Annotated in this window: 9 protein-coding genes and 1 tRNA gene; 4 read left to right on the plus strand and 6 right to left on the minus strand. The window is 66.5% G+C overall.

What is annotated here, in order from left to right; all coding sequences use genetic code 11:
- Positions 1-5: 5 nt before the first annotated feature.
- Together IDH44_RS16385 and IDH44_RS16390 are read left to right on the plus strand one after the other, a co-directional pair.
- The gene (locus IDH44_RS16385; protein ID WP_190919468.1) at positions 6-206 is read left to right on the plus strand and encodes a CLC_0170 family protein; all 201 of its coding nucleotides are present in this window, start codon (positions 6-8) and stop codon (positions 204-206) included.
- Positions 207-388: 182 nt separating this feature from the next.
- Positions 389-2,095 (plus strand): DEAD/DEAH box helicase, encoded by a 1,707-nt coding sequence (locus IDH44_RS16390; protein ID WP_190919470.1) that lies wholly within the window; start codon positions 389-391, stop codon positions 2,093-2,095.
- Positions 2,096-2,199: 104 nt separating this feature from the next.
- Here IDH44_RS16390 and hrpB read toward each other — a convergent pair whose 3' ends face one another.
- The 3 genes from hrpB to IDH44_RS16405 are packed head-to-tail and all read right to left on the minus strand — an operon-like array spanning position 2,200 to position 6,702.
- Positions 2,200-4,842: an ATP-dependent helicase HrpB gene (gene hrpB, locus IDH44_RS16395; protein ID WP_190919472.1), complete on the minus strand. Its 2,643-nt coding sequence runs from the start codon at positions 4,840-4,842 to the stop codon at positions 2,200-2,202.
- A gap of 32 nt (positions 4,843-4,874) precedes the next feature.
- The gene (locus IDH44_RS16400) at positions 4,875-6,014 is read right to left on the minus strand and encodes a sensor histidine kinase (RefSeq protein WP_223869744.1); all 1,140 of its coding nucleotides are present in this window, start codon (positions 6,012-6,014) and stop codon (positions 4,875-4,877) included.
- Entirely contained in the window at positions 6,004-6,702 is a 699-nt protein-coding gene (locus IDH44_RS16405; protein WP_190919473.1) for a response regulator transcription factor, read from the minus strand. Before IDH44_RS16405 ends, IDH44_RS16400 begins: the two co-directional genes overlap by 11 nt.
- A gap of 206 nt (positions 6,703-6,908) precedes the next feature.
- On the opposite strand from IDH44_RS16405, the gene IDH44_RS16410 reads away from it, so the two are divergent.
- Together IDH44_RS16410 and gluQRS are read left to right on the plus strand one after the other, a co-directional pair.
- Positions 6,909-6,985 (plus strand) — tRNA-Asp (locus tag IDH44_RS16410).
- 406 nt (positions 6,986-7,391) lie between these two features.
- A complete protein-coding gene (gene gluQRS / locus IDH44_RS16415) occupies positions 7,392-8,360 on the plus strand; it encodes a tRNA glutamyl-Q(34) synthetase GluQRS (protein ID WP_190919475.1) in 969 nt (322 codons plus the stop codon).
- Positions 8,361-8,426: 66 nt separating this feature from the next.
- Here the strand turns inward: gluQRS and IDH44_RS16420 are convergent, their stop codons facing one another.
- Genes IDH44_RS16420 through IDH44_RS16430 form a run of 3 tightly spaced genes read right to left on the minus strand, consistent with a single transcriptional unit; the run spans position 8,427 to position 12,908 of the window.
- On the minus strand, positions 8,427-9,083 hold the full coding sequence (locus IDH44_RS16420; RefSeq protein WP_223869756.1) for a histidine phosphatase family protein: 657 nt from the start codon (positions 9,081-9,083) through the stop codon (positions 8,427-8,429).
- Positions 9,076-9,807 carry an adenosylcobinamide amidohydrolase gene (locus IDH44_RS16425; protein WP_190919478.1) on the minus strand — a complete coding sequence of 244 codons (732 nt, stop codon included), beginning with the start codon at positions 9,805-9,807 and terminating at the stop codon, positions 9,076-9,078. Before IDH44_RS16425 ends, IDH44_RS16420 begins: the two co-directional genes overlap by 8 nt.
- Complete coding sequence (locus IDH44_RS16430) at positions 9,804-12,908, minus strand: cobyric acid synthase (protein ID WP_190919481.1); 3,105 nt, start codon at positions 12,906-12,908, stop codon at positions 9,804-9,806. The genes IDH44_RS16425 and IDH44_RS16430 overlap by 4 nt, the downstream gene beginning before the upstream one ends.
- Positions 12,909-13,192 lie beyond the last annotated feature (284 nt).

A 13,192-nucleotide genomic window follows, 5' to 3' on the forward strand; every position in this document is an offset into this window, starting at 1 on the left:
AAACGATGTCAGAGGGTCAGCTCGGTTACATTTCAGCGCTCATCACGATTTTTATCGGCTGCGGCATCCTGACGCTGGCCGTCGATGTTGCGTACTACCGGCAAAAAAAGATGAAGCGCGAGCGGAAAACGTCGCGTGTGCTCGGCTGGACCAACATCTGGACGGGGATCGCGCTGCTCGTCTCGCACTGGCTGATGAGCATCTGATTTTAATGTCGCGAATCTCGCTATTTTCACCGGCGGCGCTTGCGTGTCACGAATTTGGCGTTTGCTTCCGGCTGCGCGTGCGTTCGGCGCGCATGCAGCGGTTACTTTTTTCAGGCAACCTGCTATACTGGAAAAGCGAACCGTGCAAGAAATCGCAATTTCGAGAAACGAGGCTACACACTATGACGTTGTCTTTTGAACAGCTGGGAGTCGGCCCAGAGCTGACCGGGCGCCTGAAAAGCCTGGGCATCGCCCTACCCACTCCCGTACAAGAACAGACCATTCCCGCTGCCGCAGCCGGCCGGGATGTTATCGTACAAGCCCAGACCGGCACGGGCAAGACGCTTGCTTTTGCGCTGCCGATCCTGGAACGCCTCCGCGCCGAGCGCGAGCATATCCAGGCGCTGATCGTCACGCCGACGCGCGAGCTGGCGATACAGATCACCCAGGAACTCGACAAGCTGGCCGACCTCTTCGGCGCGAGTGTGCTGGCCGCTTATGGCGGTCAGGACGTGGATGCCCAGATCCGTAAGCTGCAGGGCGCAGCGCACATCGTCGTCGCCACGCCGGGCCGGCTGCTCGACCATCTGCGCCGGGGCACGATCGAGCTGTGGAAGCTCGATACCGTGGTGTTGGACGAGGCCGATCAGATGCTGCATATGGGCTTCCTGCCCGAGGTGGAGGAGATTCTCGCCCAGACCCCGCGCCAGCGCCAGACTATGCTGTTCTCGGCGACCATTCCGGAGCCGATCCGTCAGCTGGCCGCCCATTACCTGCGCGAGCCGGAGGATATCCGCGTCCGCGGACAGGCTGTCACGCTGCGCAGCATTCGCCAGTATCTCGTGCCGGCTACGGATCGCACCCGGCTGCCCCTCCTGCAGCAGCTGATCGAGGAGGATCGCCCTTATCTGGCCGTCGTCTTCTGCCGGACCAAGCTGCGCGCCAAGAAGCTGTGCGCCTCGCTCCAGGAGACCGGGCTCGCTGCCGACGAGCTGCACGGCGATCTGACTCAGGCCAAGCGCGAGCAAGTGATGAAACGCTTCCGCTCGGCCAAGCTGCAAGTGCTCGTCGCCACTGATGTCGCCGCACGCGGCCTCGATGTCGAAGGGGTGACGCATGTCTATAATTACGACGTCCCCCAGGATGCCGAAATCTACATCCACCGCATCGGCCGCACAGGCCGCGCCGGCCAGGAAGGCTGCGCCGTGACGCTCGCTTCGGCGCGCGACCGCTACGCCGTGCAGGCGATCGAGCGCGGCATCGGCGAGCCGCTCCGGCCGCGCTCGGCTCCGGGGTCGACCGAATCCACGGCGCCGAACGTACCTGGCGAGAAGCGCCCGCAAGACCGCGAGCAGGGTGTCCGCTCTCGCGGGCGTGAAGCCGGCCGCTCCGGAGGACGCGGCGCCGGGCACACCGGGAGGCACGACGCTGGGCGCACGGGGGGACGCGATGCCGATCGGACGCGGGAGAGCGTGGGCGGTCGCACCAGAGGGCGCGACGTCGAACGCATCGGCAAGCACGACGCTGGCCGCACCGGAGGACGCGATGCTGAGCGCGCGCGTGGACGTGAGAGCGACCGTGCCGACAGGCAAGAGAGCGATTGGACGCATGGACGTGGGAGCGATCGCGCGAGACGCAGCGCAGCCAATGGAGCGCAGGGCGCGGCCCGCAGCCGCAATAGCGAAGGCAAGCGCGGCCAGGCCGGCTACGGGACCGCCCCGGGCGGCAAGCCGGCGCGCGGAGGAAAGGCGCAATCGGGGCGGCCTAGCCGCGATAAGGCGAGTCCTGCCGGACGATCGGCTGGCAAGCGAGGCGCCGGTACGGCGGGCGGCAGACGCGGCGCCGGCCGCCCAGGCGCCGCCCCCACCGGAAGACGCCGCGAGCGTTAATTACATCCGGAGGCGACGGGATTAAGCTCATATTTTGACGTTATGAGAGCCCTTTTGCTACAGCGGCTGCAGTTCACCCCAGCTTGCACGTCAAGGTGGGGTTTTTAGCTGCCTCTGGGCTTCACGCGTCGCGTAGGCGGCGCTTCCAGCGGGTTGTCCGGCCAGTAATGCTTCGGGTAGCGCCCCTTCAGGTCCTTCTTCACCTCAAAATACGCCTCCGCCCAAAAGCTGCGCAAATCCCGGGTGACCTGCATCGGCCGCTGGGCGGGCGAGAGCAGATGCAGCGTCAGCGCAATCCGTCCGCCGCCGATGCGCGGCGTATCCCGCAGACCAAACAGCTCCTGCAGGCGCACCGCAAGCACGGGCGCGGCCGGATCGCCGTAATCGACCGGGATGCGCGAGCCGCTGGGCACCTGCACATGCGTAGGCGCCAGCTCCTCGAGCTGCCGGCGCTCCTGCCAGCTCAGCCTGGATTCGAGCGCTTCCCGCAGCTGCACGCGCTGCAGCTCGGCCGCGCTGCGCATGCCCGCCGCGAACGGACCGAGCCATAGCTCCAGCTCCCCCAGCAGCGCTTCGTCGCTGGCGTCCGGCCAGGCCGGCGGATCCGACGCGTGCATGAAGCACAGCCGCTGCTGCAGCTGACGCAGCGGTCGTGTCCACGGCAGCAATTGCAGCCCTTCCTCGCGAATCCCGCTCAGCAATGCGCCAAGCCGCACATCCGCGTCGATATGATGCGCGGCCCGCTCGCGCAAGACGAGCGCGCCCAGCCGTAGCTGCTCGCGCGCCTCCACCGCATGCCGCGCACGATTCCAATTGACATGCACCGCCTGCTCCATCTCATCAGCCAACTCGCGCTCGAGCCGACCCTGATCGAGCGGCGCCGCGAGGTCGATTCGGCTCTCCTCCCCCTTGTCGTCCAGCTCGACCACCACCAGATACGGTGCGGAAGAGAGCGCCTGCAGCTCCGCCAGCGCCGCCCCGCGCCCGCCGCTGAGCACATAACGACCCGTGCCGCGGCGCTGTGCGATGCGGTCCGGATAGGCATGCGCGAGCAGCGCTCCGCATAGCGACGGATCGGACTGGTCGGACGAATCGGAAGCGTCGCGCGATATAGCGCCGCCGTCCTGTTGCATAGCACCACCGTCGCTCAACAGGTCGCCGCCGTCGCGATTTTTAGGTCCGCCGTCGCGTGGCACAGCCACACTCGCATGGGCCTGGACGCGGCCGGCGCGGCGCCATTGCCCCGCTGTCCTCCGAATGCGCGCGGCTGCGGACGGGTCGAGGTCATGCCCCGGCGGGATGCGACCGAGCAGCGCCTCGAAGCGCAGCCGCAGATCGGCCTCCGGCCGGCCGCCGCCCTCGCGGCGCAGCGGATCGCGCTCGCCGAGCAAGGCGGCGAGCAGACAAGCCTCCGGGCCCAGGCCGGCGTCCACGGCGCGCAGCACCATATGGGCAAGGCGAGGATGTCCGCCCAGCTCGGCCATGCGTCGGCCGTGCGCCGTAATGCGATGGTCCGCGTCCAGTGCCCCCAGCCTGAGCAGCAGCTCGCCGGCCTGACGGAGCGCCGCCGGAGGCGGAGGATCGAGCCACTTCAGCTCGCTCGCATCGGCTGCGCCCCACTGCGCCAGCTCCAGTGCGAGCGGGGCGAGATCGGACTGGCGAATCTCCGGCTCGCCCGCCGCAGGCAGACGATCATGGCCGGCTTCGGACCAGAGCCGGTAGCACGCGCCCGGCGCGACCCGACCGGCGCGGCCGCGCCGTTGGTCTGCCGACGCCTGCGACACCGGCACCGTCTCCAGACGGCTCATCCCGGTCCGCGGCGAGAAGCGCGACACCCGCATCCAGCCGCAATCGACGACCGTTCGCACGCCCTCGACTGTCAGACTGGATTCTGCAATTGAGGTGGCCAACACGATTTTGCGCTTGCCTTGCGGATCAGGCTGCAAGGCGGCATCCTGCTCCTCCAGGGGCAGATTGCCATGCAGCAGACGCACGCTCGCTCCCGCATGCTCCAGCCTGCGCTGCAGCTGCGCCGCGGTCCGGCGCAGCTCCGCGACGCCCGGCAGGAAGACCAGCAGATCGCCTTGCGGCTGCTCGTGCAGCGCGCGCACGAGCAGTGCGGCCGCCGACACCTCCAGCCGCTCCTGCCCGGCAGGCGGCGCATAGATCGTCTCTACCGGATAGACGCGCCCCTCGCTCCGTATGACCGGCGCATCTCCGAGCAGCGCCGCCACAGGCTCCGCTTCCAGCGTCGCGGACATTGCAATCAGGCGCAGCTCGGGCCGCAGCAGCTCGCGCGCTTGCAGCGCCAGCGCCAGGCCGAGATCGGCATGCAGGCTGCGCTCGTGATATTCGTCGAAGAGGATCGCCCCCGCCTGCTCCAGTCCAGGATCGGCCTGCAGCATGCGCGTCAGCACGCCTTCGGTCACGACCTCGATGCGGGTGGAAGGCCCGACCTTCGTCTCCAGCCGCATCCGGTATCCGACCGTCTGGCCGACCGGTTCGCCCAGCTTCGCCGCCATATGCCGCGCCGCGGCGCGGGCCGCGAGCCGCCGCGGCTCCAGCAGGAGGAGCTTGCGTCCCTCCAGCCACGGCTCGTCCAGCAGCGCCAGCGGCACGATGGTCGTCTTGCCCGCTCCGGGCGGCGCCACCAGCACGGCGCAGCCGCGCTGCCGCAGCGCCTCCCGGAGCTGCGGCAGGCATTGCACGACTGGCAATGCCGTGTCGACAGTCTGTCTTGATTTCATGCTATCCCGCCTTTTCTTTGCATCCTGTCGTTCTATTCGGGACCGCGCACCGGCGAAGACGGCCAATAGCCGCCGTTCTCCAGTGCCGCCAGCGGCAGCAAGACGCGGAACGCAGTCACGGCCTCGTCGCTGGATACCGAGATCGTGCCGCCGTGCTTCTCGACGATGCTTTTGGCAATGGCCAGTCCCAGCCCCGAGCCGCCGTTATGGGCGGTGCGCGATTTGTCCGCCCGGTAGAAGCGGTCAAACAAATGTGGCAGATCCACCTCCGGGATCGGTTCCCCGTAGTTGGCTACCTCGGCCGCAGCCCAGCGACCCTCCCGCCAGACGCGCACCTCGATGCGCTTGCCCTCCCGGCCGTAGGCCATCGCGTTGGAGAGCAGATTTTCGAACACGCGCACGATTTTGTTGGGATCGCCGTTGACGGACAGTCCCGGCTCCGAGGAGTGAAAGGCGCTGGTCATGCCTGCTTGCTCGAGCTGCAGTCGATACTGCGCCAGCAGCTCGCCGAGCAGCTCCGTCAGATTGAACGAAACGGCCCGCAGCGTCGTCGTGTCGTGGCGCATGCGCGTATACTCGAACAGATCGTTGATCAGCAGATTGAGCCGGTTCGATTTGTCGTAGGCGATCTGCACATAGTGACGTAGCTCCACCTCGTCCCGGTAACGATCCTGCTCGATCAGGCCGAGGTAACCGATAATGGAAGTGAGCGGCGTGCGCAGATCATGCGATACGTTGGTGATCAGCTCGTTTTTGGTCTGCTCCGCCCGGCGTTCCTCGTCCATGGAGGTCTTGAGCTGTTCGACGAGCCGATTCGTGCTGCTCGCCAGATCGCCAATCTCATTGCGCTGCCGGACGGGCGCCTTGTGGTCGAAGTTGCCGTCCGCGATATGCGCGATCGCCTCGCTCAGCTCGGCAAAATAACGGAATCTGCGCCACTGCAGCAGCACGAAATAGACGACGGCGCAAAAGACGAGGACAAGCAGCGAAAAAACCGAAAAGCCCATGACGTCTACAAATAGTCGGGCAATGCCAGTCAAAAAACCGATGTTGTTGCCCAGGGCATTAGCGACCAGCACGAGCGCCGCGTACGTAAGCATCGACAACAGCATGCTGAGCACGATCTCGCCGAGCAGCCGCAACGTCATCGTCAGTGTCAAATTAGCCTTCAATTTTGTATCCGACCCCCCACACGGTCATAATCAGCTTGTCGCCTAGCTCCTGCTCGAGCTTGTCGCGCAGCTTGCTGATATGGACCATGACCGTATTGTTCGACTCGAAGTACTTCTCCTTCCACACCTGGTGGAAAATATCCTCCGCGCTGAACACTCTTCCCGGCTGCGAAGCAAGCAAATGCAAAATCGCAAATTCCGTCGAGGTCAGGTGCAGCGGCCGCCCCTCCGCGGTCACGCTGTGCGTCGCTTTGTCGATTTTGAGCGCGCCGATGACGATCGACGCATCCTCATTGCCCGAGGCAGGCGCCGCGCTGTATTGGTAGGAACGGCGAAGCAGCGATTTGACCCGAGCGACTAGCTCCAGCGGATTAAACGGCTTGGCGATGTAATCGTCGGCGCCGGTCATGAGGCCCATAATTTTGTCCATATCCTCGGTCTTGGCGCTGGCCATCAGGATCGGCACCGCCTGATCGCGGCGCAGCCGCCGGCATACCTCCAGACCATCCATGCGCGGCATCATGATATCGAGAATGACGAGATGATAATCCGCCTCCGCATACAGCGCCAGCGCTTCCTCGCCGTCCTGCGCCTTGGCCGTTTCGAAGCCTTCGTTGCGCAAATAAATTTCAATCAACTCGGCAATCTGCCGATCGTCGTCGACAATCAATATACGGCGTCTGTCCATACCCTGCAGCTCCTTCTTCACATGAATACGTCTCTTGTCACTGTACGTACGTATTTTACGCCATTTGCAGCGGTTTGTCCGCTGTTTGCGCGTGAATTTAGGAAGCGGAAAGGGAAACTTAAGTCAATGTTAAGGAATGGACGGAAAAATAAGGCTTGCGCGCAAGGGGACTACCATGGTATGATGCTTCATGTCGCACGCGACGCGGAGCTGTGGTGTAGAGGCCTAACATGCCTGCCTGTCACGCAGGAGACCGCGGGTTCGAATCCCGTCAGCTCCGCCATTTATCTCAGCAAATAAGAATTCATCTACACCTACTACCCGAGCGGGGACTTGTCCCGGCTCTTTTTGCATCTTGTTTTGCTTCTTAATAGCTTCTTAGCGTCCCTTTCAGAATAACCTGATATCATTAAAACCGATTCTATCCTCTTCACCATCCGCCAACGCATCTAACGGTTGCCACAGCGGTTAAATAGCCCAAAAAAGTGCCGATTGGATTGTAACGGTTGCCACAGGTCTTATTTTCTTGATATCAATCAAAAAAACGCGATCGAAGCCAAATAAGCGCTATGGCAACCGCTAGCCTGGAAATCGCCTGAATTCGGTCGAAATAAGCGCGCTGGCAACCGTTAGCTGAGGTCTTAGTAGCTTCTTTATAGATTCTTTTGCTTCTTGAAGGAGGAACATTCATGACCATCGTACGCGGACGCTTCGCGCCCACGCCGTCCGGGGAGATGCATCTGGGGAATGTGTATGCCGCCCTGCTCGGCTGGCTGCAGGCGCGATCGGCCGGGGGCCGATTCGTGCTGCGAATCGAAGACATCGACAAGCCGCGCTCCAAGCCGCAGCACGCGATGCAGCTCGTGGACGATCTGCGCTGGCTCGGGCTGGACTGGGACGAGGGTCCGGACATCGGCGGTCCGCACGCCCCCTATGTACAGTCCGAGCGCGAGGCGCTCTATGCAGAGGCGATCGAGCGGCTCGATGCGCTGGACTTGCTCTACCCGTGCTACTGCAGCCGCGCCGAGCTGCAGGCGATCGCCAGCGCCCCACACGGCCTGCAGGCCGAGGGCGGCGCCTATCCCGGGCTGTGCAGGGACTTGAGTACGGAGGAACGCAGCATGCGCGAGCAACGCAAAAAGCCCTCGCTGCGCTTCAAGCTGCCGAATCATGACCTCGATTATGTCGACCTGGCTGCCGGTCCCCAGCGCGTGCCGGCAGGTGCGGGCGGCGACTTCGTCGTGCGCCGGGCCGACGGCATCGTCAGCTATCAGCTCGCCGTCGTCGTCGACGATGCGGCGATGGGCATCACCGACGTGCTGCGCGGCTATGATCTGCTCGATTCAACGCCGCGCCAGCTGGCCCTCTACGAGGCGCTCGGCCTGGAGCCGCCGCGCTTCACGCATGTGCCGCTGCTATGCGGGCCCGGTGGCGAGCGCCTGGCCAAGCGGCACGGCGATCTGTCGGCGCGGGCGATGCGGGCGCGCGGCCTGGCTCCCGAGACGATCGTCGGCGTGCTCGCGGCGCTGTGCGGGCTGCAGGAGCGCCCCGAGCCGGTCGCAGCGCGCGAGCTCGTCGACCACTTCGCGCTCGAGCGGCTGCCGCGCGGGCCGATCACGCTGTCGCACGAGCTGCTGCGCCGGATCGGCGGCGCATAGCCTGGAGCGCCGCACGTACGCTCCCGCCGCAGCGCGTCACCACCGCGTGCACCGACAGCTCGGGACTTATACGAGACGCTCGGCTCGACCGTCCTGCACGCGGTGCAGGCTGCCGCATGGCACGTCGGCGCTCCATAGCGCCAGGTCCGGCACGAGCAGCGTCAGCAGCAGCCGGATCGGGCCGCCGTGCGAGACGATCAGGCGCGCGCCGCGCAGTCTAGGCAGCCGGATCGGGCCGCCCGGGCGGCGACTGCTTCGGTAGCAGCCCGATCCGGCCATGAGGAGTCGGGCATCGACGGCGAAGCGGCGCAAGCGGCGCTCCAGCCGCTCCAGCGATTCGCCGCCCGGCGGGGCGCCTCGCCGGGGATCGTCGAGCCAGGCCCGATACGCATCCTGCGCGCACAGCTGCTCGTAGGTCATCCCTTCCCAGGCCCCGAAGTCCAGCTCGCGCAGCCGCGCGTCGAAGTGCGCCGTCTCCGGCAGCTCCGGACGCACCCGCTGCAGCGTCTGGCGGGCGCGCAGCAGATCGCTGCAATAGACCCGCGCGAAGCGCACGGCTCGCAGCCGTTCCGCGGCATCGGTCAGCCCCGCATCAGCCTTGCCGACCGGCGCGCCCAGGAGCGGCAGATCGGTATGCCCCCCGTAGCGCCGCTCAGCATTCCACGCGGTGCGGCCGTGCCGCAGCAGGTAGATCGGCGCTGCATCCGCGCTGCGCCTACGCATCGGCAAGCGGTGCCAGCGCCTCGCATACCGAGTCGTAGACGAGCTCGGCCAGCGTCTGGCCCAGCACGGTCGCCGTGCCGGCATAGCGATGCAGCGGCTGCTCCGGTCGCGGGCCGCGGGCCGCGATGATCAGCGCATCGGTCGTCGTGCCGGTCGCGATCCGTCCGTTTGCAGGCGACTGGATCTGCAGATCCTGCAGTGCCGCGGTCTTCGCCTCGGCCGCCGTGATGAACGCGCCGGCCAGCGCCGCGTCGTCCAGCGAAGCGTCGACCAGCAGCATCGTATTGATCGTGCCCGGACGGTAAGCCTGCTCGCGTTGCTGCGCGGACATCGGCGCGCCGGCGCGGGCCGCGTTGCCGACGCCGGCGGTCGTGCAGCACAGCGCCGTCAGCCCGCCCCGCTCGGCCTCGACGACCGATGCGCGCCGCAGACTGGCCGCCGTGAGCAGCACCGGCGCCTGCGCCGTATCGTAGCCCCATCGCCGCAGCGCCGCGCGCGCGTCGCCCTCCGGGTCGGCGCAATTGTACGAGAGCGGCACGCCCCAATTGACCCACGCGCTCGATTCGCGCAGGCCGCCGTTGCAGACCGCGCTGCTCAGCGTACGCAACGATCCGACCCCACCGACGTATAGATGATCCGCACGCAGCTCAATGGTCAATCCGGGCCAATGCGCCGAGCGATAGATGCTTTCCCTGCCGGATTCCTTGCTAAATGGCTGTGTCATCTTCCTTCCCCTTTCCGAACTGCATTGTTCGTTATAATGGCCTCGCCTTGCAAGAGCGCTTCAATCCGAGCCATGTCGCAGTGGGCCTCGATGTGGTCCGCCAGTCGGTCGAATTCCGCTTCGCGCAGCCTCCGAAAGTGCAGTTGCACTGGCAAGGGCGCGTATCCCTTGGCGGCGCGCAGCCCGTTGAGCCAGCGCCGCCGGAAGGCATCGCCGTGCAGCACGCCGTGCAGGAACGTGCCCCAGATGCGGCCGTCGGGCGTGCACGCGCCTTCGTCCGCTTCCACGGAATCACGCGCTGCGACAGACGCGGTTCGCTCGTCGGCGGGTGGCCGCGCCGCACTGCCGGCCGCCGCGGCCGTGTCCGGCTGTGCAACGCCGAGCGGTGCGTGACCGACATCGGCGGGCCTCACCCGCAGCGGCCGTCCGGCTCCTGGCTCCACTCGCATCTGTCCGGTGTGGATCTCGTAGCCCTCGACCTCCTCGGGCGCTGTCCAGCCCGGGAGGCGGGCCGTTCCGAACATCCGCACCGTCCGTTTGGGATGCGCGAAGCGGACCTCGAGCGGCAGCAGCCCGAGACCGTCCAGCTCGTCGTGGACCGATTCGGCATGGTCCGGATCGCAGAGGCGCCGTCCGAGCATCTCGTAGCCGCCGCAGATGCCGACGATGTGACCGCCGCGCGCGGCATAGTGCAGCACCGCCTCCGCGAGCCCGCTCGCTCGCAGATGCAGCAGATCGTCCATTACGTTTTTGCTGCCGGGGAGGACGAGCGCGTCCGGCTCACCGAGTCTGCGCGCATCCTCCACATAGCGCAGGCGCACGTCGGGCTCGAAGCGCAGCGGGTCAAAGTCGGTGAAATTCGACAGATGCGGCAGCCGCAGCACGGCGATGTCCAGCAGCGCATGCTCCGAATGCTCCTGTTGCCCGCTCCGTGCCTCCTCCCCCGCCTGCTGTGTGGAGGCCTCGGCCGCCGGGACGGCCCCCCTGCTCCCCGCCCGCTCCGCTTCGCGCTGCGCCGCCTCCAGCGACAGCGTATCCTCCGACTCGAGCGCGAGTCCCGGCAGATACGGCACGACACCGAGCACCGGCTTGCCGGTCCTGCGCTCGAGCCAGTCCAGTCCCGGACGCAGCAGCGACACGTCGCCGCGGAACTTGTTGATGATCAGACCGGCGACGCGATCCCGCTCGTGCGGCTCCAGCAGCTCGAGCGTGCCGACCAGCGCGGCCAGCGCGCCGCCGCGGTCGATGTCCGCCACGAGCAGCACCGGCGCATCCGCCCATGCCGCCGCCTGCATGTTGACAATATCGCGGTCCTTGAGATTGATCTCGGCCGGACTGCCCGCGCCCTCGAGCACGACGACGTCGCACCTCATTCGAAGCCGTCGCAGCGCCCCGGTCACGATCGTCCCGGCTTCCGCAAGGAACTGCTCGCGATAGGCACGCGCCTCGTAATCGCGCAGCGCCACACCGTGCACGACGACCTGGGCCGACATCTCGCGCGTCGGCTTGAGCAGGATCGGATTCATGTCGGTGTCGGCGAGGATGCCGCACGCCTCCGCCTGCATCCCCTGCGCCCGTCCGATCTCCTTGCCGTCCCAGGTGACGTACGAGTTGTTGGACATGTTCTGCGCTTTGAAGGGAGCCGTTCGCCGCCCACGCCGCGCGAAGCTGCGGCACAGCGCCGTCACGAGCAGGCTCTTGCCCGCATCCGAGGCCGTGCCCTGGATCATGAGCGTGCGGGCCGGCTGCTTGGGCTTGGCTTCGCTTGCGCTTCCCTCCGCTCCGGACGCGCGATTCGCGGCAGGAGCGGGACCCGGCTGCGCAGCGGACACGGGATCCGCGGCACGGCCCTGAGCTGGCTGCGCTGTGGACACGAGATCCCCGGTACTGCCTGGACCTGACGGCGCTGTGGACACGCAATCCGCGGCACGGCCCGGACCTGACGGCGCTGCGCACCATCGGCGCGCCGAACCATTCGCCGGCGCCCCTACGGGCGTTCCCCCGGGCGCGCTCGCGGCCCCCGTCGCGCCCAGCGGCGCCAAGGCGGCCGCGAGCGCGTCCAGCAGGCGCTCGTTGTCCGTGCGCAGCCGCACGGCGACGCGCAGCCAGCGCGGTCCCAGACCGTCGAAGCGCCCGCCGTCGCGGATCAGCAGGCCGCGCGGCCCGAGCTGACGCTGCAGCGCCGCAGCCGTCAAGCCCAAGGCGCCGGGAAGCTCGGCGAGCACATAGTTGGCCGCGCTCGGCACCACGCGCAGCCCGAGTCCGTTCAGCCCCGCCTCCAGCCGAAGCCGCTCCTCCGCCAGCCAGCGCCGCGTCCGATGCGCGTATTCGTCGTCCTCCAGCACCGCGCACCCGATCTGCTGCGCCAGGGAATTGACGCTCCAGGGCACCTGCAGCTCGCGCAGCGCGGCGATGGTCTCGGGATGCCCGATCGCATAGCCGAGCCGGATGCCGGGGATCGCATAGTACTTGGTCATCGAGCGCAGCACGAGCAGACTCGGGTCGCCTGCGGCCTCGCGAGCGAGACTGATCCGGCTCTCCTCCGGCACGAAGTCGATGAACGCCTCGTCGACGACGACTGTCGCGCCGCTCGCCGCCAATGCGAGCGGGATGTCGCGCGGCAACAGGCGACCGGTCGGATTGTTCGGCGAGCCGAGCAGCCACAGCCCCGGCCGCTGAGCCTCCAGCACGGCCCGCTCTGCCGTGAAGTCCGCCGCTTCGTTCAGTGTGACGCGCACGAGGTCGGCCCCGCATTTGCGCGCCGCCTCCTCGTACTCGGCGAAGCACGGCACCGCCAGCCCGACGGCCGCGGGGCGTCGCCAGCGCACGGCCAGATCGATCAGCTCGGCCGCGCCGTTGCCGACGAGGATGCAGGCCTCGTCGACGCCGTGCCGCTCGGCGAGCCTGAGCCTGAGCTCGCGCACCGCCGGATCGGGGTAGGCGTGGATATGCGCCGCATAGCGCGCCAGCACATCCCTGACCCCCTGCGGCGGACCGAGCGGATTCATATTCGAGCTGAAGTCCACATACGATTCGGGCGGCAGCCCGAAGGCCTCGGAAGCGGACAGCAGATCCCCGCCATGCCCATAACGCTCCAACATCCGCATTCTCTCCCCTCTATTCCCCGTTCACTATCCCTCGCTATTGCCCTTAGCCAATCAAGTTTCCATTACAAAATAACTTGGTGCGATTGAAACCGTCTCTATCCCTTCACCATCGGCCAACGAATCTAACGGTTGCCACAGCGGCTATTGCGCCCAAATAAGCGCTGTGGCAACCACTAGCCTGGAAATCGCCTGAAATCGATCGAAATAAGCGCGCTGGCAACCGTTAGCTGTCGTGCGTCCGTTTGCCCGCCTGATGGATGAGCTATCTTAGGTTATTT

This window comes from Paenibacillus sabuli (assembly GCF_014705605.1).
Taxonomy (GTDB): domain Bacteria; phylum Bacillota; class Bacilli; order Paenibacillales; family Paenibacillaceae; genus Paenibacillus_D; species Paenibacillus_D sabuli.

What these genes read in the sequence shown, in the direction of transcription:
- gluQRS (WP_190919475.1), top strand. Translation starts at nt 7,392, where the DNA reads ATGACCATCGTACGCGGACGCTTCGCGCCCACGCCGTCCGGGGAGATG.
- IDH44_RS16420 (WP_223869756.1), bottom strand. Translation starts at nt 9,083, where the DNA reads ATGCGTAGGCGCAGCGCGGATGCAGCGCCGATCTACCTGCTGCGGCAC.
- IDH44_RS16425 (WP_190919478.1), bottom strand. Translation starts at nt 9,807, where the DNA reads ATGACACAGCCATTTAGCAAGGAATCCGGCAGGGAAAGCATCTATCGC.
- hrpB (WP_190919472.1), bottom strand. Translation starts at nt 4,842, where the DNA reads ATGAAATCAAGACAGACTGTCGACACGGCATTGCCAGTCGTGCAATGC.
- IDH44_RS16385 (WP_190919468.1), top strand. Translation starts at nt 6, where the DNA reads ATGTCAGAGGGTCAGCTCGGTTACATTTCAGCGCTCATCACGATTTTT.
- IDH44_RS16390 (WP_190919470.1), top strand. Translation starts at nt 389, where the DNA reads ATGACGTTGTCTTTTGAACAGCTGGGAGTCGGCCCAGAGCTGACCGGG.
- IDH44_RS16405 (WP_190919473.1), bottom strand. Translation starts at nt 6,702, where the DNA reads ATGGACAGACGCCGTATATTGATTGTCGACGACGATCGGCAGATTGCC.
- IDH44_RS16430 (WP_190919481.1), bottom strand. Translation starts at nt 12,908, where the DNA reads ATGTTGGAGCGTTATGGGCATGGCGGGGATCTGCTGTCCGCTTCCGAG.